General features: G+C 70.8%; 23 protein-coding genes and 1 riboswitch. Of the genes, 13 read left to right on the forward strand and 10 right to left on the reverse strand.

Features of this window, described 5'->3' with window-relative positions; genetic code table 11:
* Position 1 precedes the first annotated feature (1 nt).
* The gene (locus AB0G04_RS42170; RefSeq protein WP_360995706.1) at positions 2-766 is read right to left on the reverse strand and encodes a hypothetical protein; all 765 of its coding nucleotides are present in this window, start codon (positions 764-766) and stop codon (positions 2-4) included.
* 65 nt (positions 767-831) lie between these two features.
* Between AB0G04_RS42170 and AB0G04_RS42175 the strand changes: the two genes are divergently transcribed.
* Both AB0G04_RS42175 and AB0G04_RS42180 read left to right on the forward strand, forming a co-directional pair.
* Positions 832-1,182 (forward strand): GntR family transcriptional regulator, encoded by a 351-nt coding sequence (locus AB0G04_RS42175; protein ID WP_360995709.1) that lies wholly within the window; start codon positions 832-834, stop codon positions 1,180-1,182.
* A 276-nt stretch (positions 1,183-1,458) separates the two neighbouring features.
* Entirely contained in the window at positions 1,459-1,842 is a 384-nt protein-coding gene (locus tag AB0G04_RS42180) for a hypothetical protein (protein WP_360995712.1), read from the forward strand.
* A 102-nt stretch (positions 1,843-1,944) separates the two neighbouring features.
* Here AB0G04_RS42180 and AB0G04_RS42185 read toward each other — a convergent pair whose 3' ends face one another.
* Complete coding sequence (locus tag AB0G04_RS42185; RefSeq protein WP_360995714.1) at positions 1,945-3,333, reverse strand: MFS transporter; 1,389 nt, start codon at positions 3,331-3,333, stop codon at positions 1,945-1,947.
* 208 nt (positions 3,334-3,541) lie between these two features.
* Here AB0G04_RS42185 and AB0G04_RS42190 point away from each other — a divergent pair, with 208 nt between their 5' ends.
* Positions 3,542-3,901, forward strand: coding sequence for a hypothetical protein (locus tag AB0G04_RS42190; protein WP_360995717.1), 360 nt, complete (start codon positions 3,542-3,544; stop codon positions 3,899-3,901).
* 5 nt (positions 3,902-3,906) lie between these two features.
* Here the strand turns inward: AB0G04_RS42190 and AB0G04_RS42195 are convergent, their stop codons facing one another.
* Positions 3,907-4,449 (reverse strand): CGNR zinc finger domain-containing protein, encoded by a 543-nt coding sequence (locus tag AB0G04_RS42195; protein ID WP_360995719.1) that lies wholly within the window; start codon positions 4,447-4,449, stop codon positions 3,907-3,909.
* Between the two features lie 69 nt (positions 4,450-4,518).
* On the opposite strand from AB0G04_RS42195, the gene AB0G04_RS42200 reads away from it, so the two are divergent.
* From AB0G04_RS42200 to AB0G04_RS42210, 3 genes are all read left to right on the forward strand, one after another.
* Positions 4,519-5,547, forward strand: coding sequence for a DMT family transporter (locus AB0G04_RS42200; RefSeq protein ID WP_360995722.1), 1,029 nt, complete (start codon positions 4,519-4,521; stop codon positions 5,545-5,547).
* Positions 5,511-6,833 (forward strand): SMI1/KNR4 family protein, encoded by a 1,323-nt coding sequence (locus tag AB0G04_RS42205; RefSeq protein ID WP_360995725.1) that lies wholly within the window; start codon positions 5,511-5,513, stop codon positions 6,831-6,833. Before AB0G04_RS42200 ends, AB0G04_RS42205 begins: the two co-directional genes overlap by 37 nt.
* A 71-nt stretch (positions 6,834-6,904) precedes the next feature.
* Complete coding sequence (locus AB0G04_RS42210) at positions 6,905-7,546, forward strand: sensor domain-containing protein (protein ID WP_360995728.1); 642 nt, start codon at positions 6,905-6,907, stop codon at positions 7,544-7,546.
* On the opposite strand, the gene AB0G04_RS42215 is transcribed toward AB0G04_RS42210, so the two are convergent.
* From AB0G04_RS42215 to AB0G04_RS42225, 3 genes are read right to left on the reverse strand one after another with little or no spacing between them, the layout of a single operon-like run.
* The gene (locus tag AB0G04_RS42215) at positions 7,470-8,726 is read right to left on the reverse strand and encodes a sigma-70 family RNA polymerase sigma factor (protein WP_360995731.1); all 1,257 of its coding nucleotides are present in this window, start codon (positions 8,724-8,726) and stop codon (positions 7,470-7,472) included. The genes AB0G04_RS42210 and AB0G04_RS42215 overlap by 77 nt on opposite strands.
* A complete protein-coding gene (locus tag AB0G04_RS42220; RefSeq protein WP_360995734.1) occupies positions 8,711-9,052 on the reverse strand; it encodes a YciI family protein in 342 nt (113 codons plus the stop codon). The genes AB0G04_RS42215 and AB0G04_RS42220 overlap by 16 nt, the downstream gene beginning before the upstream one ends.
* A complete protein-coding gene (locus AB0G04_RS42225; RefSeq protein WP_360995737.1) occupies positions 9,049-9,543 on the reverse strand; it encodes an SRPBCC family protein in 495 nt (164 codons plus the stop codon). The genes AB0G04_RS42220 and AB0G04_RS42225 overlap by 4 nt, the downstream gene beginning before the upstream one ends.
* 58 nt (positions 9,544-9,601) lie before the next feature.
* On the opposite strand from AB0G04_RS42225, the gene AB0G04_RS42230 reads away from it, so the two are divergent.
* Positions 9,602-10,786 (forward strand): GNAT family N-acetyltransferase, encoded by a 1,185-nt coding sequence (locus AB0G04_RS42230; RefSeq protein WP_360995740.1) that lies wholly within the window; start codon positions 9,602-9,604, stop codon positions 10,784-10,786.
* Here AB0G04_RS42230 and AB0G04_RS42235 read toward each other — a convergent pair.
* Entirely contained in the window at positions 10,756-11,226 is a 471-nt protein-coding gene (locus AB0G04_RS42235; RefSeq protein WP_360995743.1) for an NUDIX hydrolase, read from the reverse strand. The genes AB0G04_RS42230 and AB0G04_RS42235 overlap by 31 nt on opposite strands.
* A gap of 138 nt (positions 11,227-11,364) precedes the next feature.
* The gene (locus AB0G04_RS42240; protein WP_360995746.1) at positions 11,365-11,850 is read right to left on the reverse strand and encodes a cupin domain-containing protein; all 486 of its coding nucleotides are present in this window, start codon (positions 11,848-11,850) and stop codon (positions 11,365-11,367) included.
* 178 nt (positions 11,851-12,028) lie between these two features.
* A riboswitch (cobalamin riboswitch) is annotated at positions 12,029-12,244 on the forward strand.
* 121 nt (positions 12,245-12,365) lie between these two features.
* Here AB0G04_RS42240 and AB0G04_RS42245 point away from each other — a divergent pair.
* Positions 12,366-14,744: a ribonucleoside-diphosphate reductase subunit alpha gene (locus tag AB0G04_RS42245; protein WP_360995749.1), complete on the forward strand. Its 2,379-nt coding sequence runs from the start codon at positions 12,366-12,368 to the stop codon at positions 14,742-14,744.
* Complete coding sequence (locus tag AB0G04_RS42250) at positions 14,744-15,739, forward strand: ribonucleotide-diphosphate reductase subunit beta (protein ID WP_360995751.1); 996 nt, start codon at positions 14,744-14,746, stop codon at positions 15,737-15,739. The genes AB0G04_RS42245 and AB0G04_RS42250 overlap by 1 nt, the downstream gene beginning before the upstream one ends.
* Positions 15,740-15,794: 55 nt before the next feature.
* On the opposite strand, the gene AB0G04_RS42255 is transcribed toward AB0G04_RS42250, so the two are convergent.
* Positions 15,795-16,808: a hypothetical protein gene (locus AB0G04_RS42255; protein WP_360995754.1), complete on the reverse strand. Its 1,014-nt coding sequence runs from the start codon at positions 16,806-16,808 to the stop codon at positions 15,795-15,797.
* A 101-nt stretch (positions 16,809-16,909) separates the two neighbouring features.
* Between AB0G04_RS42255 and AB0G04_RS42260 the strand changes: the two genes are divergently transcribed.
* From AB0G04_RS42260 to ligA, 4 genes are all read left to right on the forward strand, one after another.
* Positions 16,910-17,620, forward strand: coding sequence for a TetR/AcrR family transcriptional regulator (locus tag AB0G04_RS42260; RefSeq protein WP_360995756.1), 711 nt, complete (start codon positions 16,910-16,912; stop codon positions 17,618-17,620).
* On the forward strand, positions 17,617-17,850 hold the full coding sequence (locus tag AB0G04_RS42265) for a hypothetical protein (RefSeq protein ID WP_360995758.1): 234 nt from the start codon (positions 17,617-17,619) through the stop codon (positions 17,848-17,850). The genes AB0G04_RS42260 and AB0G04_RS42265 overlap by 4 nt, the downstream gene beginning before the upstream one ends.
* 122 nt (positions 17,851-17,972) lie before the next feature.
* A complete protein-coding gene (locus tag AB0G04_RS42270) occupies positions 17,973-18,131 on the forward strand; it encodes a hypothetical protein (protein WP_360995760.1) in 159 nt (52 codons plus the stop codon).
* Between the two features lie 76 nt (positions 18,132-18,207).
* A complete protein-coding gene (gene ligA, locus AB0G04_RS42275) occupies positions 18,208-20,214 on the forward strand; it encodes an NAD-dependent DNA ligase LigA (RefSeq protein ID WP_360995763.1) in 2,007 nt (668 codons plus the stop codon).
* Positions 20,215-20,330: 116 nt separating this feature from the next.
* On the opposite strand, the gene AB0G04_RS42280 is transcribed toward ligA, so the two are convergent.
* Entirely contained in the window at positions 20,331-20,663 is a 333-nt protein-coding gene (locus AB0G04_RS42280) for a cupin domain-containing protein (protein WP_360995766.1), read from the reverse strand.
* Between the last annotated feature and the right edge of the window lie 13 nt (positions 20,664-20,676).

Genomic DNA, 20,676 nt, shown 5'->3' on the forward strand with positions numbered 1-20,676 from the left:
TTCAGATCTCGTCGGCGGACCGGGCGCTCAGGCCGTTGGCCCGGGCGACCGGGTTCCACTGTGCCAGGAAGGCGCGTTTCGCCGTGCCGGCACTGTTCGAGGCGCTGCGGCCGCGGGCGTACCCGGAGTCGTCGGCCGCGTCGCAGCCACCGCTCAGGGTCGGCTGAGCCCACGCCAGGAAGCCCTGATCGGCCTCCCACGCGAAACGCAGCGCCTCGATCAGTGCGGCCCGCAAAGTCTCGCCGTCGGGCAGGGCGCTCAGGTCGGCGTCGCGCACGGTGTCCATCTGCGACTGACGCTCCTCGCCGACCGCCCTGATGTCGGCCACCGCGCCGGACAGGCCCGCACAGTCGCCGACCCGCTCGATCGCCTGGTTGAGCTTGCGGCGGCTGGCCACGCTGTCGGACAGCACCGCGTCGACGGCCCGCGCCTGTGCCCGCGGGTCCGGCGGTGGCGTCGTCGTGGCTTCGGTGGCCGGCACCGTCGCCGAGGCGGTGGCCGGAACTGTCCGGGTTGAGGCCTGCACGACCGGGTCCGGCTCGTCGTGGCCTGCCCTCAGATAGAGGCCGGCGGCCACCGCCAGCATCAGGAGCAGCACACCCGTCCCGGCCAGCAGCGGGATCCGGACGGACCGCCGGGACCGGGACGGCGGGATCGGTGGGATCGGCGGCGGGTGGCTCGGAGCCTGCCTCGTCAGCGCGGAGTTGCACCGGGCGCACAGGGTGCTGGCCGGGTCGTTGTCCAAGCCGCAGGTGGGGCAGACCATGTGACCCATCGTATCGATCGGCATACGCGTTGCGCTTGTATTGATTGTTTGCATAGAATGCGAACATGTTGGTTCGCATCGACCCGGCCTCCGGCATACCGCTCGCCGATCAGATCGCCTCGCAGGTGCGTGGCGCGGTCGCGGACGGCCGCCTCGTCCCCGGCGATCGGCTGCCCGCCGCCCGGGAGCTGGCCGAGGCGCTGGAGGTCAACATGCACACGATCCTGCGGGCGTACGCGCGACTGCGCGACGAGGGCCTGATCGAGTTGCGCCGCGGGCGTGGCGCCACGATCCGCCGCGGCGACGCCGCCGACCGGGCCCGCCTGGTCGACGCCGTGCACACCCTGCTCGACGCGGGCCGTCGGCTGGGACTGGACATCGACGAGGTAGTCGAGGAAGTACGGAGGCTGGCATGACCATCGACAAGGGAGGCCGGGCGCGCTGGCTGCCGGCCGTCGCGCTGACAGCACTGCCCGCCCTGCTGGTGCCCCTGACCCGGCGGGCCTGGAGCGAACGGCTGCCCGACCCGCTGCCGATCCACTGGAACATCGCCGGCCACGTCGACCGCACCGCCGGCATCGCCGCGATGGTCACCACGACGCTCGTGATCGCGGCGCTGGGCGTGCTCGTGGCGCTCGGTGCGGCCCTCGCCCCGGCCCTGTCCTGGCGGATGCGCCGGACCCTGATCCGCGGTGCTCGCCGTCGCCGTGGACGTCTGGATCGCCGTGCCGCTGCTGATCGTGGCAGGGCTGGTGCTGGTGGTGCTGCAGGCCCGGTTCGGCGTCGACGGCAGGGGAGTGACGATCGGGTTCGGGCCGTGGGGGTGGCCGAAGGTCCGGGTGCCGCTGCGCGAGATCGTCTCCGCCGCACCCACCACCGTGCAGATCGCACAGTGGGGTGGCTGGGGATACCGGCTCAGCTTCGACGGCCGCGGGCGTGGGCTCATCACGCGCGGCAGCAGCCCGGCCGTCCGGCTGGAGCTGTCGTCCGACCGCTACCTCGTGGCCACCGTCCGCGATCCGGAGACCGTGGCCGCCCTGGTCAACAGCCTCCTCGACACCGCGCGAACCCCCTGACCGCCAGCCGTGGCCCAGACAGGTGATCCGCGTCGCGAAACGTTGCCGGGCTGCGGCCGGCGGATCTGCGGCTGACGGGCCGACGGAACCGCGGTGGTCGGGTCAGGCGGGGACGGGGACCCGTGGGGCCGTGCGCGGGGTGCGCAGATCGAGGGCCGCGAAGACGGCCGAGGCCGTCATCATCGCCAGGCAGATCGCCAGCGCCGCGGTCACCTGCTGGCTCGCCGCCATCAGGCCGGTGACCGCGGCCGTCGCCAGGGTCGCCGAGATCCGCTGTGAGACCTGCAGGAACGCGCCGGCCAGCCCGGCCGCCCCGGCGGGTGAGTGGGCCAGGGTGAGCGCCTGGTTCGGCGACATCATCAAGCCACCGGTGAAGCCGGACAGGAACTGGGTGACCGACAGGGCGACGCCGATCAACGGTTCTCCGACGGTGTGCACCACCACGATCGTCGCCGTGATCGAGACCACCGAACCGATCAGCGCGCCGACCACCCCGGCCCGGCCGAAGCGGGCCAGCAGCCGCCAGCTCTGCGAGGCGGCCACCGCGAACCCGACCGCCCCGAACACCGTCGTCGACGCCGCGGCCAGCGGTGACCAGCCCAGACCGTCCTGCAGGTACAGCACGAGCACCAGCACCGTGGACAGCGACGCCCCGAACTGGAACATCGCGGTCAGCGTGCCCAGACTGAACCCCCGCGAGCCCAGCAGTTCCGGCATCAGCACCGGCGTCCGGCCGGACCGGGCGTACCGGCGTTCCCACCAGACCAGTGCCACCAGAGCTGCCACCGCGATCACCGGCCACGCAGCCGTCGGCAGAACCTGTCCGGCCGGCAGCACGAACGGCAGCAGCAGGCACAACGTCACGGCACCGAGGAGAGCCAGTCCCGGCAGGTCCAGGGTGGTCCGGCGCGCCCCCGCAGGCCGCCCGGAAGGCAGGAACGTCATGGCCATCGGTACGGTGAGCAGCCCGAACGGCACGGTCAGCAGCAGCACGACCCGCCACCCGTGCTCGTCACCGACGGCACCGAGGACCGTGCCACCCACGAGGGGCCCGAGCACCGAGGCGATCCCGGCGGCAGTGGCGTAGGCGCCCAGCGCGCGGGCCCGTTCCCGGCCGGTGAACAGGTCCTGGATGATTCCGTACACCTGCGGGTTGACGATTCCCGCGCCGGCGCCCTGGACGAGTCTCGCGACGGCCACCATCCACGGCTCGGAGGCGGTCCCGGCCACCACGGCGGCCACGGTGAACAGGGCGATCCCGCCGGCGAACAGCCATTTGCGGCCGTGCGCGTCGCCGAGCCGCCCGGCCGGCACCATGACCAGCCCGAACGTCAGCGAGTAGCCCGCGACGATCCACTGGATCGTGGCCGGTCCGGCACCCAGCGACTCGCGCAGCGCCGGGATCGCGGTGTTGAGGCTGGCCTGGTCCACCAGGGTGGTGAACGCGGCGGCGAGACAGACGGTGAGGACGACAGTGTTCCGGCGGGGCACCCGCCGAATCTATCGAGTACGGGCCGCTCCGCGGGGGTGGCCCTTACCACTCCGGGCCGTCACTGCATGGCGGTCGCGGTCGGGTGGCCGAACGAGACCGGGCAGCGGAAGACGTAGAGGTCGTAGCCGCGGCCGAGAGCCACATCGGTGGGCGCCCAGATCGCTCCGCCGGGCGCTGGCGGCGGCCGCGGAGCGGTATCTTGCCACGATGCAGCCGACCGTCACCGTTCCCGCCCGGCGTCTGACCTGGGTTCTCGTCGTTTCGCAGGTGGTCGTGGCCGCCTCGTACTTCTACGGGGTCGTCGCCTTCGCCACCACGGACGCGACGTCCTTTCCGGAGCAGGCGCCGCCGGCCTGGGCGGTTCCGGCTGTGCTGGCGACCCTCTTCGGGCCGCTGTCCGGGCTGATCGGTGTGGTGGGTGGGCTGGTTCTGCTGCGCAGCGGTGAGTACCGGGCCGGCAACGAGTACTGGCGCCTGCTGGCCGGTGCTACCACGGCCGGGGCGCTGATGCTGGTGACGATGCTTTCGCCGTACGGCTGGGAGGTCTTCGACTGGTATGTCTCCTGACCGTCCTACCGGTTCTTGCGTGCCCGGAAGGCTGTCATGTTGACGCGGTTGCCGCAGCGCACCGAGCAGAACCGCTTGGAACCGTTGCGGGACAGGTCGAGGAACAGGCCGTCGCAGTCGTCGGCGCCGCAGACGCGGAGGCGGCCGGTCTCGTCCATCCGGATGACATCGATGAGTGCCATGGCGGCTTCGACGCGGATGCGTTCGGCGAGTGGCGCGTCGGGTTCGGTGGCGTGGATGTGCCAGTCGTAGTCGTCGTGACGCACGAGATGGGGCACGGCGCGGGCTTCGCGGAGCATCCGGTTGACGGCTTGGACGGCATCGTCGCGGTCCAGTGTCCAGACGTCGCGCAGCAGGTCGCGGGTCTCCCGGACGGCCGCGAGTTCGGCCTGGTCACGGTCCTTGCGGCCGGAGTAGCTGACCAGTAGCGCGTCGAGTTGCCCGAGGGTGGTCAGTTCGTCGCCGCCGGAGCGAGAGGCGCCGGGTGCGGTGTTGGCGAGGTCCACGACGAATTGCAGCGCCTCCTCGGTGTCAGGGGCAAAAAGCAATTTGACTCCTTATTCAGCGCGGCCTAGCGTCAGGGGTGTACTCAACTTAGCCCATCACAGGGAGACGCCGTGAAATCGCCGCAGCTCGTCGGGCTCACCGCCGCGGTCACCTCGGCCGCCACCTTCGCCACGTCCGGTGCCTTCATCAAACCGCTGCTCGAAGCCGGCTGGTCGCCGGCCGCGGCGGTCACCGCACGCGCGCTCGTCGCCGGCGTCCTGCTGCTGCCGTTCGTGCTGTTCTCGCTGCGCGGCCGCTGGGACGCGCTGTCGCGCGGCCGCTGGCGCATCCTCGGCATGGGCCTCATCGCGGTAGCGTTCACGCAGCTCACCTACTTCGCGGCGATCCGCCGGATCCCGGTCTCCACGGCGCTGCTCGTCGAATATCTGGCGCCGCTGCTGCTGGTGATCTGGGTCGCGGTGACCACCCGGCGGGTACCCCGGCCGATGGTGCTGGTCGGTTCGGTGCTGGCGATCGGCGGCCTGGTCCTGGTGATCGGGCCCGGTGCCATCAACGCCGTCGACCCGGTGGGTGTGGCGCTGGCGTTCGCGGCCGCGGTGGGCTGCGCGGTCTACTTCGTGGTCGCGGCACGGCCGTCCGACGGGCTGCCGCCGGTCGCGCTGGCCGGTGCCGGGCTGGTACTCGGCGGGCTCGCGCTGGGTCTGGCCGGTGCCGTCGGGCTGGTGCCGATGGAGGCCCGGTTCGGTCAGGTTCCGCTGCTCGGCGCCATCGTGCCGTGGTGGGTGCCGCTGATGGTGGTGGCGTTCTTCGGGACCGCGGTGGCGTACGCGGCGGGGATCTTCGGCTCCGGCCGGCTGGGCTCGCGGCTCGCGTCGTTCGTCGGGCTGCTCGAGGTGGTGTTCGCCTCGGTGCTCGCGTGGATCGTGGTGGGCGAGGCTCTCACCCCGTTGCAGATGGCCGGCGGCCTGCTGATCCTCGCCGGCATCGCGGCCATCCCGGCCGAACCGGCCGTTCCGGTGGAGCCTGCCGTTCCGATGGAGCCTGCCGTGCCGGCTGTCCCGACGGGGCCGCAAACCGGACCCGCGGTGTCTAAGGTGACGGAGTGGAGCGGGGATGGGCGGGCCGCGGCCCGTGGGTGATTGCGGCGACGTCGAGTGACATCGATGTCAGTGGCACGGTGAAGGCCCTGGTCGAACAGTCCGGACAGCACGTCGCGGCGGTGCTCGTCGGGCCCGGCGAGGTGATCGCGGTGCCCGGTTTCCTTCACCTGGCCGAAGCCGAACAGCTGAGCGTCGAACGGACACGCGACCTCATCGGTGCGATGACCAGGGCGTACGACCTCGTGCTCATCTCCGGTGGCACCGGGCTGCTCATGCCGCTCGGCCGGGACGGCTGGACCCTCGTCGATCTGGCCGTGCGGCTGCCCGCGCCGGTTCTGGTGGCGGCCGCGCCCGGACCGGACGCGGAGAACCATCTCTCCCTCGCGCTCGACGCCCTCTCCGGCCGGAACATCCCGGCGTCGGTGGCGACGATGGAGAACGGCGAACTCTCCGTCAGACCGGTCGGGCCGGTCCCGTCCGAGGCACAGAAACCGGCCCCGGCGGAGGCGGGCCCCCGGCCGGTCGACGGCAGACGGTTCGTGTTCGCCCTTCTCGGCGTGTTCGCGGTCATGGTCCTGGCCGCCTGCGGTCTGGCGTTCTGCAACAGCACCACCACGACGAGCTCGTCCCTCTCGTCGTACACGCCGACCGCGGTCGTCTCCTTCGCGCCGCGGGCCGTCCCCCCGGCACGGCAACGGGTCTCCACCGACGTCTGCCCCGAGTACGCCGGCCACGTGCCCGTCGGCCGTCCGGACGGGGCCACTACGGCCCGCGTCGACCGGGCCTGGAAGCGGATCGAGAAGTGGCTGGCCGCCAACGCGCCGGTCAGCCACGCTTCGCTCGGTCCACCGGCGCCGCTCGCCACGATCGACGCCACGCAACGGCGGATGTCGGTGGCCTTCCCGGGCGACCTGGTCGCCTCGCTGCGCCGGCACGACGGCGCCGATCGGTTCGCCCTGCCACCGTTCTTCGCCCCGGAGAGCGTGCAGTCGCTCTATCGCGACTGGCAGGTCAACTGCAAGGTCCTGGCGGGCACCGACACCGCCAGCGGCGAATGGGGCGAACCGTGGTGGCATCCGGACTTCGTGCCGTTCGCCCAGGCCGGCGACGGCGGCAGCCTGGTGGCCGACCAGCGGCCCGGCGGTCACGGCCGGGTCGGCGAGTTCTACCCCGAGGACGGCACGAACTTCGAGCGCTGGCCCGCGTCGGTCATCGAACTGCTGGAGAAGACCGCGACGTCGCTGGAGACGGGGCGACCCTACGAGGGGCGCTACCGGCCGCGGGTCGTGGACGGTGCGGTGGACTGGGAGGTCCTCCGGGGGTAGTGCTGGCACTACCCCCGAAGGGGAGGCCCGCCATATCCACAACGGACGTGCGCCTCAATAGCGTCTAGGGCATGACCACGACGCAGCTCGAACCGGTTCTCATGCCCGCCCCGGTCACCCGGGTCCTGCCCCGGCTGGCCGACGACACCCGCTATGTCCTGACCGGCCTCCCGCTGGGAGTGGCTTCGGTCGTCGTCTGCACCGCGGCACTGTCCGCCGGACTCGGCCTCGCGGTGGTCTGGGTCGGCGTGCCGCTCACCTTCTTCGCCCTGATGCAGGCCCGCGGCTTCGCCTCCACCGAGCGCGAGCGCATCGCCCGGGTCCTCGGCCGAGAGATCCAGAACCCCTCCTACCGTACGGCGGAGGCGTCCTCTCTCCTGTCCCGGCTGTGGGCCGTGCTGATCGACGGGCAGACGTGGCGCGACCTGGCCCACGCCACCCTGCGCTGGATCCCGAGCACGATCTCGTTCACCGTCCTCGCGACCTGGTGGGCGGGCATCCTCGGCGGCTGCACCTGGGCGCTGTGGGGCTGGGCGCTGCCGGACAACAATCGTGAACTGCCCGAACTGCTCGGCTTCGGCGACGCCTATCTCACCAATGCGGTCTTCAACGCCGCCGTCGCCATGTTCCTCGTGATCACCCTGCCGGCGGTGGCCCGGAAAGCGGCCCGGTTCGAGGCCCGGTTCGCCGAGCGTCTGCTGACCGGGCGCTGAGCAGCAGCCGCTCGGACTCGGTCGGCGCCAGCTCGAGTGCCCGGCTCAGGCTCTTCGCGGCCTCGTCGGCCCGGCCGGCCCGCGCCAGCAGTTCGGCGCGGGTGGCGTGCAGCAGGTGATAGCCGTCGAGCCCCTCGATCGTGTCCACCAGCGCAAGCCCGGCCTCCGGCCCGGAGGCCATCGCGACCGCAACGGCCCGGTTCAGTTCCACCACCGGCCCTGGCGAGACCCGCCGCAGGACCTCGTACAAGCCGACGATCTGCGGCCAGTCCGTCTCGTCAAGGCTCGCCGCGGTCGCGTGGCAGGCCGCGATCGCCGCCTGCAACTGGAACGGCCCGGCCCGCCCCCGGCGCAACGCCCGCTCACACAGCGCCGCGCCCTCGTCGATGCGGCGGCGGTCCCACCGTGACCGGTCCTGGTCCTGCAGGGTGAGCAGTGCGCCGTCCGGCCCGGTCCGCGCCTCGCGACGGGCGTCCTGCAGCAGCATCAGAGCGAGCAGGCCCTGCGCCTCCGGCTCGTCCGGCATCAACGCGGCCAGCGTCCGCACGATCCGGATCGCCTCGGTGCACAGCTGCTCCCGGCCCGCCCAGCCCTCGTTGAACAGCAGGTACAGCACGTGCAGCACCGCCGACAGCCGCTCCGGCAGAAGATGCCCAGGCGGCACCCGGAACGGGATGCCCGCCTGCTTGATCCGCTGCTTGGCCCGGAACAGCCGCTGACCGAGCGTCTTCTCCGGCACCAGGAAGGCCCGCGCGATCTCCGCCGTGCTCATCCCGGCGACCGTACGCAGGGTCAGTGCGACCTGCGCCTCCACGTTCAACGCCGGGTGGCAGCAGGTGAACATCAGCTCGAGGCGCTCGTCCGGGATGTCTGCGTCCCCGGAGTACGGCGGCGGCACCGGTTCCATCACCACCTCCCGCAGCTTCTCCCGCTCCACCCCGGCACGACGGATCCGGTCGAGGGCACGGCGGCGCGCCACGGTCGTCAGCCACGCGAGCGGCTGGTCCGGTACGCCGTCCGCCGGCCACACCCGCAGCGCCTGCGTGAACGCGTCCTGCGCACACTCCTCGGCCAGATCCCAGTCACCCCCGGTGAACCGGATCATCGTGGCGACGATCCGGCTCCACCCGTCGGCGTAGATCTCCGCGATGCCGTGACTCATCGTCAGTCTTCGCCCCACGGCCACACCGGCCGCAGCTCGATGACGCCGGCCCAGGCCATCGGATGCTGCGACGCCACCTCGATCGCCTGATCCAGGTCCTCGCACTCGAGGACGTCGAACCCGGCGATCACATCCTTGGTCTCCACGTACGGCCCGTCCGTCACCAGCACCTCACGGTTGCGGACCCGGACGGTGGTGGCCGCGCTCGCCGGCCTGGTGCGGTCACCCATCAGCCGGATGCCCTTGTCGTCCATCGCACCGGCCCAGTCGTCGATCTCCGGTTTGCCGTCGTCCTGTCCCGGCGTGAAATCCGGGTCGACACACACCAGCATCAGGTACTTCATCGTTCTACCCCCGTCATCGCGTTGATCGTGGACATCATGTTGCTACACAGGACAGTCAGCCTGCTGTCCCAGCGCCCGCCCTGCCGCGCGCCCGTCATTCCCGGACCGTGCCGGAACGACTGCCGGACCATCGTGGTGCCCGGTGTGCCGCCACCGGACAGCTCGTACCGCCACGACGACCCGGTCGCACCGTCGTCGTCGAGCACGTCCCACGCGAACACCTCCGGCTCGCGTGCCTCGGTCACCCGGCACACCACCGTGGTCTCGAGCCCGTGCGGGAAACGGTTCGTCGCGATGAACCGCGCGCCACGGACCGGGCCCGGCGACTCCTCGCACCAGCGGCCGCCGGTCGCCTCGGGGCTCCATTCGCCGATCCGCTCGACCGCCGTGATCAGCTTCCACACCTGCTCCGGCGGCAGTGGCACGATCAGCGTGACGGCCACTCCCGTACCCGTGACCAGGTCTGTTTCCTGGTTCCTCGTATTGCTCACACCGACATGACGAACGGGCGGGGCTGTCTACTACACATACGGCGAATAAAATTTCCGGATGACCCAGCCGACCGAAGTGACCGTCCGTGCGATGACCCCCGCGGAGTACGACGAGTGGCAGCACGAACTGGCCGTCGGCTATGCCGCCGAGAAGGTCAGAGCCGGGAACTGGCCGGAGGACGGCGCCTACGAACGGGCCCGCGCCGAAACCGCCGAACGCCTGCCCGACGGCCCCGCGACCGACGGCATGCTGCTGCTGACGGGCGAGGCCGGCGGATCCCCGATCGGCCGCCTGTGGATCGGGCTCGTCCACCCGCGGGAGGTCCCGGACTGCGCGTTCGTCTACGACATCGAGGTGATCGAGTCCCGCCGGGGTCAGGGGCTGGGCCGGGCACTGCTCGCGGCCGGCGAGGCGGCGGCCCGGTCGCACGGGGCGGCCGCGCTGGAGCTCAACGTGTTCGGCGCCAACCCGGTGGCCATCGAGCTCTACCGCACCTCCGGTTACCGGGTCACCTCCCAGCAGATGCGCAAGGAACTGCGGCAACCGGCCGAGGCGCCGGCGCCGCACGACGTTCCGGCAGCGCTGCGCCGGGCCGCTGCCGCCTATGACCGGGCCGCCTTCGCCGGCGACCCGGCTCTGCTGACGGCCGCCGAGCGGGACCTGGCCGCGCTCGAGGCGGCCCTGTGTCTCTCCCGGGCGAAACTGGCGCACGCCCGCCTGATCACCGGGACCGGCGATCACAGCGAGGAGCCGGTTCTGCTGGACCGGGCTCTCACGCTCTACCGGAGCGCCGGGGACGTGCGCGGCGAGGCCGAGGCGCTGTGCTGGACGGGCATCTATCACCAGTTCGTCCTGCACGACGACGCCGAGGCGGTGCCATACCTGCGCCGCTCCGCCGAACTGGCCCCGGACCCGCTGCTGCGCTCCTACGCGCTGCGGCACCTCGGCGTGGCCGCGCACCGGGCCGGTGACCTGTCCGGCGCCCGTGCCCTGCTGGAGGAGTCGACCACGCTGCGCCGCGAGGCCGGATTCACCACCGGCGTCGCGGCGAACCTGGTCGGTCTGATCCACATCGCGGCAGCCGAGGGCCGGGATGCCACCGATCTGATCACCGAGGCCCGGGAACTGGCCACCGCGAGCGGGGCGACCAGAATCCTCGCCGAGGTGGAGGAGGCGGCTTCGCACGCGGCGTCTTCGCAGGTGGCTTCCTCTCAGGCGGCGCCGAATCCGTCCTCCAGGTAGGCGGACCCGCCGCCCGACCGGGCCCGCAGCGCCGCGGCGACCCGCCGGGCCAGCAACGGCAGCAGCCGCTCCTCCGCCTCCGGCCCGGTGCACCAGGCCCATCCCCGCAGCTCCTCGGCGGGCAGCCGGATACCGGCAGCGTCCCTTGCGAGGAGGATTCCGCCATCGAAGATCAACATCAATCCTTCGGTACGCCCCTCGCGCGCCGGAACCCAGTCGGTGACCAGCAGCCGTCCCACCGGTACGGAGAGCCCGAGTTCCTCCCGCAGTTCCCGCGCCGCTGCCGCCCGTGGCGACTCGTCAGCCTCGACGCAGCCACCGGGAACCTCCCAGTGCGGCTTGTAAGTGGGCTCGACCAGCAGCACCCGATCCTGCTCGTCACAGAGCAGAACCCCGGCCCCCATCCGTTTGCGTGGCAACGTGGCCGTCCAGTCCAACACCCACCCCTTCCCTTCCGGCTGGCCCCCACCGCTGTCTCAGCGTGCTTGAGGCAGCGGTGGGGTCCAGCTTGGGTTGTTGGGCTGGCAGCTCCCACTGTCTCAGCGTGCTTGAGACGGCGGTGAGAGCCAGCCGGGTTTTCAGTCCAGCCAGTGGTTGTCGTGTTCCAGGTAGAAGGCGGCCTTCTCCTCGTCGCTCATCTGCCCGATGCCGGCGAGACCCTCGAAATAGCCTTCGCGCGGCGCGCCGGGGGAGAAGTGCAGCAGCATCGAGGCGGGTTCACCGGACCGGTTCTTGAACCCGTGGATGCCGCCGATCGGCACGTGCACCCAGTCGTGCGGTTCCGCCTCGATCCACCGGTTCCCGTCATAGATGCTCATGACGCCGGAAAGGATGTAGAAGGATTCGCTGATCGTACGGTGGAAATGGGGGTCGGGGCCGGTGACGCCGGGCCCGCACTCCCAGCGGTAGAGGCCGAAAAGCCCTCCGGTGGAGGCACCGCTGGAGAGGTAGTGAACCCGGGTGCCGTTGTTCGGATAGACGAAGTCGGGGGCTGTCCCGGCCGGCCGGTAGACGGCGCTCTTCTCCCCGTCGTCCCCGTGATACTGCGGCGGCGGATATGTCATGGATCTATGTCTACCCGAAGACCGGAACCGGCCGGACGACTTTCCGGCGAAGGTGACGACCCGGCAGCCGACCGCTCTCCGCCCGTTCCCCGTCGCCGGGGAGGGCACTCCGGTATCGCGGGGGAGTGACATGGTCAACACAGCATGTTGGGTTAGGAGTTTCGGAAGCCGCCCATATATGGTGTTCCTCGCAGCTGGTTCGGTCAGGTGGTCACACACCTGACCGAGGCAACAGGGAACCCGGTGCGAAACCGGGACTGCCCCGCAGCGGTGAGTGGGAACGACCGCCGTCAGATGAGCACTGGGCTCGCACGAGCCTGGGAAGCGACGGCCAGTAGGTGGCTTTCAGCCGTGCCCGCGAGTCCGAAGACCTGCCAGCGCGCCGTACGCCATGGTGGTGTGCGGCGGTCGAAGGCCGCGTGGGACGGCCGACGCCGGATGTGTCCTCGCGGCCGTGTGCCCGGGGACCGATGGTGTCTGCCCCCGCGCGCCGAGCTCGCGAGGAGAGAGCAGGCATGACACTCACGCCGCAGAAGACGGGCGTGCCGGAGCAACGCCGGCACGTGATGCAGGTGCGCAAAAGAAACGGTGACCTGGAACCGGTCGACGTCAACAAGATCGTCAAGGCCGTCGAGCTGTGGGTCTCCGACCTGGACGAAGTGGACCCGCTACGGGTGGCGACCAGGACCATCAGCGGCCTGTACGACGGCGCGACGACCGCCGAGCTGGACAAGTTGTCGATTCAGACGGCCGCCGAGCTGATCGGTGAGGAACCGCAGTACTCGCGCCTCGCGGCCCGGCTGCTCTCCGCCTACGTCGACAAGGAGGTCCGCGGGCAGGGTGTGGCCAGCTTCAGCCAGTCGATCCGGTACGCCCACGGCCTCGGCCTGATCGGCGACGAGACCGCCGCCTTCGTGGCCCGCAACGCCCGCAAACTCGACGATGCCGTCGACGTGACCGGTGACCTGCGGTTCGAGTACTTCGGCCTGCGCACGGTCGCCGACCGTTACCTGTTGCGCCACCCGCACGAGCGGCTGGTCGTGGAGACCCCGCAGTACTGGCTGCTCCGGGTCGCCTGCGGCCTCTCCAAGGACGCCCGCGAGGCGATCGGCTTCTATCGGCTCATGTCGTCGCTGGCCTATCTGCCCAGCTCACCGACCCTGTTCAATTCGGGCACCCGGCACACCCAGATGTCGTCGTGTTTCCTGGTCGACTCGCCGAAGGACGAGCTCGACTCCATCTACGAGCGTTACCACCAGGTCGCGAAACTGTCGAAGTTCTCCGGTGGAATCGGCATCGCCTGGTCCCGGGTCCGCGGCCGCGGGGCGCTGATCCGGGGCACGAACGGCAAGTCGAACGGCATCGTCCCGTTCCTGAAGACGCTCGACGCCGGCGTGGCGGCGGTCAACCAGGGCGGCCGGCGTAAAGGCGCGGCGTGCGTCTATCTCGAGCCGTGGCATCCGGACGTCGAGGAGTTCCTGGAACTGCGCGACAACACCGGCGAGGACTCGCGGCGCACCCACAACCTCAATCTGGCGAACTGGATTCCCGACGAGTTCATGCGCCGGGTCGAGGCCGACGCCGAATGGTCGCTGATCGACCCGTCGGACGCCCCGGAACTGCCCGACCTGTTCGGCGAGGCGTTCGACGAGGCCTACCGCGCCGCGGAGAAGAAGGCGGTCAGAACCGTCAAGGCCCGGGATCTGTACGGGCGGATGATGCGCACGCTCGCCCAGACCGGAAACGGCTGGATGACGTTCAAGGACCGTTCCAACGCGCTGTCGAACCAGACCGGTGAACCGGGCAACACGATTCACCTGTCGAACCTGTGCACCGAGATCCTCGAGGTCAACAACGACGACGAGACGGCGGTCTGCAACCTCGGGTCGATCAACCTGGGCGCGCACGTCACGCCGGACGGCATCGACTGGGAGAAACTGCGGGAGACGGTCCGGACCGCGGTCGTCCATCTGGACCGCGTCATCGACATCAACTACTACCCGTCGCAGCAGGCGGCCGCGTCGAACCCGCGCTGGCGGCCGGTCGGACTCGGGCTGATGGGCCTGCAGGACGCGTTCTTCACCCTGCGGCTGCCGTTCGACTCCGAGGCGGCGCGTGAACTGTCGACGCGCGTCCAGGAGGAGATCTACCTGACGGCGCTGGAGGCCTCCGTCGCGCTGGCCGAGAGCTTCGGTGCGCACCCGGCGTTCGCCGAGACCCGCGCCGCCAAGGGCGACCTGCACCCGGAGCTGTGGGGCGTCACGCCGGTGCAGACCGAGCGGTGGGCCGCCGTCAAGGAACGGATCACCGAGCACGGCCTGCGGAACTCGCTGCTGGTCGCCATCGCGCCGACGGCGACGATCGCGTCGATCGCGGGCGCCTACGAATGCATCGAGCCGCAGGTGTCCAACCTGTTCAAGCGCGAGACGATGTCCGGCGAATTCCTTCAGATCAACACCTATCTGGTACGGGAACTCAAGTCCCGCGGTCTGTGGACCGCCCCCATCCGCGAGGCGATCAAGCGGGCCGAAGGGTCGGTGCAGGGCATTCTCGACCTGCCCGACGATGTCCGCGAACTGTTCCGCACGGCGTGGGAGATTCCGCAGCGCGCCCTGATCGACCTGGCCGCCGCCCGTGCCCCGTACATCGACCAGTCGCAGTCGCTGAACCTGTTCATGGCCGCGCCCACCATCAACAAGGTCTCCTCGATGTACCTCTACGCCTGGAAGGCCGGGCTGAAGACGACCTATTACCTGCGTTCGCGCCCGGCGACCCGGATCCAGCAGGCCACCGTCGCCGTCGCGCCGGCCGCACCGGTCTCGCTCATCCCGGCAATGACCGCCGCGGAAGCCTGCTCCCTGGAAAACCCCGAATCGTGTGAGGCCTGTCAGTGATGCTGCTCGACCCCGGAATGGACCTGACCCTGCGGCCGATGAAGTATCCGCACTTCTTCGACCGGTTCAAGGACGCCATCAAGAACACGTGGACCGTGGAGGAGGTCGACCTGCACTCCGACCTCGCCGACCTTGCCGAGCTGTCGCCCGCCGAACAGCACCTGGTGTCACGGCTGGTCGCGTTCTTCGCCACCGGCGACACGATCGTGGCGAACAACCTGGTCCTCAACCTCTATCAGCACGTCAACTCGCCGGAGGGCCGCCTCTATCTGTCGCGGCAGCTGTTCGAGGAGGCCGTGCACGTCCAGTTCTATCTGAACCTGCTCGACACCTATGTACCCGACCTCGACGAGCGCGCCGCCGCATTCGCGGCCGTCGACAACATCCCGTCGATCGCGCGCAAGGCCGACTTCTGCTTCAAATGGATCGACTCGGTCTTCGATCTGCGCAAGCTGGAGACCAGGGAACACCGGCGGGCGTTCCTGCTCAACGTGATCTGCTTCGCCGCCTGCATCGAGGGGCTGTTCTTCTACGGCGCTTTCGCGTACGTCTACTTTCTGCGGTCCCGCGGTGTCCTGCAGGGTCTCGCGTCCGGGACGAACTGGGTTTTCCGCGACGAGAGCATGCACATGGCGTTCGCCTTCGACGTCGTCGACCAGGTGCGCGCCGAGGAGCCGGATCTGTTCGACGCCGAAATGGAACAGCAGGTCCGGGACATGCTCGCCGAGGCCGTCGAATGCGAGGTGCAGTTCGCCGAGGACCTGCTCGAGCAGGGCGTCTCCGGAATGTCGCTCGGTGACATGCGCGAATACCTGCAACACGTCGCGGACCGGCGGCTCGTCACGCTCGGCATGAAGCCGATCTACGGCAGCGGCAATCCGTTCGCGTTCATGGAACTGCAGGACGTCCAGGAGTTGTCGAACTTCTTCGAGAGGCGCGTTTCGGCGTACCAGATGGGGGTTTCCGGCTCGGTGAGCTTCGACGACGACTTCTGAGGTCCGGAGTGAAGCGGCCGCCTCCCGGAGGGGGCCGCTTCCTTTGCCGGTTTCGTCAGGCCGTGGCCGCCTCGGTCTCCCGCGAGGCCGGTTCGGTGGCGATCGCGGCCGGCCGGCGGCGGGCACGCAGGGTGCTCGCCACGCAGAGCAGCGCGCCGAAGGCCAGCCAGGAGAGCAGAACGGCGATCGGCGGGCCGGCGGCGGCGCCGTCGAAGAAGGCGGTCGAGCGCAGCAGCGAGCCACCGGCGCCCGGCGGCAGCAACTGGCCGAGTTCGCCGGACCAGCCGGGCAGCATCTGGGGCGCGCTGGAGACGCCGGACAGCGGGTTGCCGACCAGCATCATCACGGCGGCGCCGAGACCGAGGCCGGCGGCGCCGAGCAGCGACTCCAGGCCGAGCAGGGTGAGGGCGGTGGCGCCGACGCTCAGCGCGATGCCGCCGGCGTTCGCCAGGTAGTCACCACCGAGGGAACCCAGCCAGTACTGCAGGATCGCGGCCATCGCCAGCCCGCCCGTGATCGCGAAGAGCAGTGCGCCGGCCACCCGGCGACCGGTACCCCGGAGCCGCGCCGTGAGCAGTGCGGCGGCCATGATGCCACCGATCACCAGGGGCAGGGCTCCGGCGGCGAGACCGGCGCCCCGCGGGTCGTCGGCGGGCAACGGCACCAGGTCACGGGCCGCCACCGCGGGCGTCTCACCCTGCGCGAGCCCGGCGGCGAGTGCCTGGAGAGTCTGCGCCACCGGCGCGCTCGCTGCGGAGGCCGTGATGACCTGGGGATTTCCGCTGGTCAGATCGATCGCCCCGTACGCCTCCCGGTCGCGGATGAGCTGCTCTGCCTCCGCCGTGCCGTTGACGGCGGTGACCTCGAAAGCACCGGGCAGACGCTGTTCCAGGGCGGCGGTGACCTGCTGGACAGCCGGGGCGGGCCCGGCGACGGCAATCGGGACGTCGTGCACCGTGGATCGGACGGCGGGCCAGGCGAAGGCGGTCAGCAGCACGCTGATGATGACCGTGAGCAGCCCGACCGTCGCGGCGACCTGCGGCCAGGGCGACGGCTTGTCGCTGGTCATGTCGACTCCTTCGAAGATCCCAAAGAGAATGATTGTTCGTTTTAGAGTCCCCCGGTGAAGTGGGTTTGTCAAGAACGGTCGTTCGTTTTAGTTTGGGGCGCATGCCACGCGTCACCGAGTCCCACCGCGCCGGACGCCGCGCCGAGATCGTCGCCGCCGCGGCCCGCCTCTTCGCCGGCAACGGATTCCACGCCACCTCGATGGCCGGGATCATCACCGAGTCGGGACTGTCCGCCGGTGCCGTCTACAGCTACTTCCGCAGCAAGGAGGAGCTGATCGGCGCCGTCGCCGACCTGGTGATGTCCACCGCCGACGAGGTCTTCGAAAAGCTGCTGGCCGACGGCGCCACCCCGGCACCGGCCGACGTGGCCGGCACGATGATCCAGGGCGTCACCGAACAGCTCATCGGCGACCCGGGGACCGGCGCCGACCTGACCAGACTGGCCGTACAGGTATGGGCCGAGGCGATCCGCAACCCGGAGCTGCTCGGCCGCGTCTCCGGCGTCGTGACCCGGCTCCGCGGGCACTGCGCCGAGGCCGCCCGTCGCTGGCAGGAGGCCGGGAACCTGCCCGCCGACGCGGTACCCGACCAGGTCGGCGCGGCCATGCTCAGCCTGGTCCAGGGCTACCTCCTGCAGCGGCTGTTGCTGCCCTCCACGTGCGCGCCGGACTACGTCGCCGGCGTGCGCGCACTGCTCTCCCCAGCCGGCGTGCCGTTCCGTCCCGCACCCCCGTCGCCGGGACCGGCCGCGTCTGCCCGGCCCGCCCCGGCCGCGTCCGTGCCGCCCGCGTCCGTGCCGCCCGCGTCGTGATACCGGTCTGGCTGCTCGACGTCGACGGTGTGGTCAACGCCTTCCGCGCCGGTTGGTACACCCGGCCCCGCCTGGTCGAGGTCTACTCGTCGGCCGACGACTATCTCTACCGGATCCGGTACGAACCACGCGTGGTCGACATGATCCGCCGCATCCATAGGACGCGCTGGCCGAGGTCACCGGGTGCACCACATGGTGCGGCGACGCGACCGCGCTGGAGGAAGGTCTGACCCTGCCCGAACTGCCCCGCGCCTTCCCCTCGGCCGCGGCCGGGACAGCCGCCTGCGAGGCGAAACTGGCCGCCGCCCGCCGCGGGATCGCCGCCGGCCGGCGCCTGATCTGGACCGACGACGTGGAGGTCGGCCACCACGCCGACGAGTGCGCGACCTGGGTGGCCGACGGCCGGGCACTGGTCGTGGCGCCGAACGAGACTCGCGGGCTGCGATCGCGTGACCTACGCCGGATCGAGGAGTTCCTCAGCGGTCCCACGACCCTGCCCGGGGCCGGCTGACCCGAGGCGGCGGGACCGGTGCTGCGGGCGGGCGGAAGGCGGGATTCTTGTCGGACCCTGGCCGTACCCTTCCGGCATGCTCAATCGTTCACCGGAAACCGCAGCCTTCGACGACCATGTCGCCTTCGACGAGGCGGTGGCGCGGGCGCGCGGCGCCGCCCGGGCGTATTACGACACCGGCGACGCGGTGATGACCGACGCGGAATACGACGACCTCGCCGACCGGATCGCGGCGTCGGTCGCGGCACACCCGGAGTGGGACGACCGTGGCGTCACCACCGCAGTGGCCGCGGGGGCCTCTGCGGGCGGCGATGTCCGGCACCCGACCGCGATGCTCTCCCTCGACAAGATCAAGACGCCCGAGGAGGTCGACGCGTTCGTCGCCACGCTCGGTGGCGACGGGTGCCTGGTCGAGGTGAAACTCGACGGCCTGGCACTTCGTGCAGAGTATTCCGGCGGCCGGCTCGTTCTGGCCGCGCTGCGTGGTGACGGCGCCACCGGTGAGGACGTGACCGCCCAGGTGCGGCGCGGTGTTGCCGGGCTGCCGGCCGACCTGGCCACGCCATGGAGCGGCGAGGTGCGCGGCGAGGTCTACATGACCGTGGAGGACTTCGAGGCGGCAAGCGCCAACCGGGTCGCGGCCGGTGGCAAGGCTTTCGTCAACTCGCGGGGAGCGGTGGCCGGTGCGATCCGCAGCATCGACCGGGCCTACGAGGCACCGATGACCTTCGCCACCTACGAGATCACCGGCGACGGCGTCGACCCGGCAGGAACCCACCTCGGCCGGATGGACCGGGGGGAAGAGCTCGGCTTCCCGGCCGCATGCCGGCTGATCCCCGAGGTTGCCGGCGAATGCTTCACCGCCGAGCAGGTCAACGCCGCGATCGAGATCATCGGTGGGAGACGGTCGTCGCTCGTCTTCCCGATCGACGGTGCGGTGATCAAGGCGAACGCCGAGTCGACCCGCCGGCGGCTCGGGCTGGCCAGCCGCACGCCGTATTGGGCGGTCGCCTTCAAATACCCGCCGGACACCGCCTCCACCGTGCTGCGCGACATCGAGGTGCGGGTCGGCCGGACCGGCCGGATCAGCCTGCGCGCGATCATCGACCCGGTCGTGGTCGGCGGCACCACGGTCACCAAGGCCACCCTGCACAACCCGCAGTGGGTCGCCGAGCAGGGCCTCGCCCTCGGCCAGACGGTCGCGGTGTGGCGGGCCGGTGACGTCATCCCCCGGGTGACCTCACCGATCGGCGACCAGCCGCACGGTCTCACCCCGTGGGTCGCCCCGGAGAACTGCCCGCAGTGCGGCGGGGCGTGGGACAAGTCCAGCCTTCTCTGGCGCTGCCACACCGCATCGTGTGCCGCGGCGAACGCGCTGGCCTACTGGTGCAGCCGCGAGGCCCTCGACGTGGACGGCGCCGGCGACTCGTTCTGCGACGCGGTGATCGAGGCCGGCCTGGCCCGCAACGTCGCCGACCTCTACACGCTGACGGTCGACGACATCGCCGAGCTGCCGGTCGGCAGGACCACCGCCGGGGGCACGGTCATGCTCGGCCGTTCCAACGCCGAGCGGATCATCGCGGGCCTGGAGGCCAGCAAGCAGCAGCCGTTCAACCGGGTCGTGACCGGCCTCGGCATCCGGATGACCGGCCGCAGCGTCGGCCGCTGGCTGGCCGCCCGCTTCAAGTCGATGGACGCGCTGCGAGCCGCGTCCGTCGAGGAGATCGCCGAGATCGACAAGATGGGCATGATCAAGGCGCAGCACGTGGTCGACGGCCTGATCGCGATGAGCGACGTGATCGACCGGCTCGCCGGTCACGGGCTGACCATGCGGGTCGTCGACGACGGCGGCGAGAAACCGCTGGCCGGTCAGACCTATGTGGTGTCCGGTTCCGTACCCGGCTACACCCGCACCACGGTCAGCGAGCGCATCGAGGCCCTCGGCGGATCGGCCAGCAGCAGCGTCTCGGCCAAGACCACGGCGCTGGTCACGTCGGAGACCACCACCAGCAAGGCCAAGAAGGCGGCCCAACTCGGCATTCCCGTCATCGATCCGGAGGAGTTCGCCCGCATGCTCGCCTAGGCCGGTTCGCGCCGGCCCGCGCTGAGGAAAGGTCCCAGGCGGCAGGCCCGGCGGCATCGTCCAGGGTCGTCGCCCGGCGATCCGAGACCTGCGGATTCCGCGCGCGCACCGCGACGTCAGATGCGCTTGGCGACGGTGAGGAGGACGGCGCTGTCCTGCAGGGCCTCGAGGCGGTGCCGCACGTCGGGGATGACGAGGAGTTCGCCGGCGGACGCGTCGGCGCTGTCATCACCGGCGACCAGCCGGACCCGGCCGCGGAGCACCTGCAGTGTCGCCTCGCCCGGGCTCTCGTGATCGTCGAGCCGCTGCCCGGCGGCAAGGGCGATGAGGGTCTGACGAAGGACCGCGTCATGGCCGCCGAGAACAGTCTCGGCGCTACGCCCGGCCGGCGACGTCCGGGCGGCGGCGAGGTGCTGCCCGGCGAGGTCCGCGAGTGATGTCTTGTGCATGCGCACTCCTTCG

Origin of the sequence: Actinoplanes sp. NPDC023801 (genome assembly GCF_040639655.1) — a bacterium.
Taxonomy (GTDB): domain Bacteria; phylum Actinomycetota; class Actinomycetes; order Mycobacteriales; family Micromonosporaceae; genus Actinoplanes.

Coding starts and splice junctions, on each gene's coding strand:
- AB0G04_RS42170 (WP_360995706.1), bottom strand. CDS start 766: ATGGTCTGCCCCACCTGCGGCTTGGACAACGACCCGGCCAGCACCCTG.
- AB0G04_RS42175 (WP_360995709.1), top strand. CDS start 832: ATGTTGGTTCGCATCGACCCGGCCTCCGGCATACCGCTCGCCGATCAG.
- AB0G04_RS42190 (WP_360995717.1), top strand. CDS start 3,542: ATGCAGCCGACCGTCACCGTTCCCGCCCGGCGTCTGACCTGGGTTCTC.
- AB0G04_RS42210 (WP_360995728.1), top strand. CDS start 6,905: ATGACCACGACGCAGCTCGAACCGGTTCTCATGCCCGCCCCGGTCACC.
- AB0G04_RS42220 (WP_360995734.1), bottom strand. CDS start 9,052: ATGAAGTACCTGATGCTGGTGTGTGTCGACCCGGATTTCACGCCGGGA.
- AB0G04_RS42230 (WP_360995740.1), top strand. CDS start 9,602: ATGACCCAGCCGACCGAAGTGACCGTCCGTGCGATGACCCCCGCGGAG.
- AB0G04_RS42240 (WP_360995746.1), bottom strand. CDS start 11,850: ATGACATATCCGCCGCCGCAGTATCACGGGGACGACGGGGAGAAGAGC.
- AB0G04_RS42245 (WP_360995749.1), top strand. CDS start 12,366: ATGACACTCACGCCGCAGAAGACGGGCGTGCCGGAGCAACGCCGGCAC.
- AB0G04_RS42250 (WP_360995751.1), top strand. CDS start 14,744: ATGCTGCTCGACCCCGGAATGGACCTGACCCTGCGGCCGATGAAGTAT.
- AB0G04_RS42255 (WP_360995754.1), bottom strand. CDS start 16,808: ATGACCAGCGACAAGCCGTCGCCCTGGCCGCAGGTCGCCGCGACGGTC.
- AB0G04_RS42260 (WP_360995756.1), top strand. CDS start 16,910: ATGCCACGCGTCACCGAGTCCCACCGCGCCGGACGCCGCGCCGAGATC.
- ligA (WP_360995763.1), top strand. CDS start 18,208: ATGCTCAATCGTTCACCGGAAACCGCAGCCTTCGACGACCATGTCGCC.
- AB0G04_RS42280 (WP_360995766.1), bottom strand. CDS start 20,663: ATGCACAAGACATCACTCGCGGACCTCGCCGGGCAGCACCTCGCCGCC.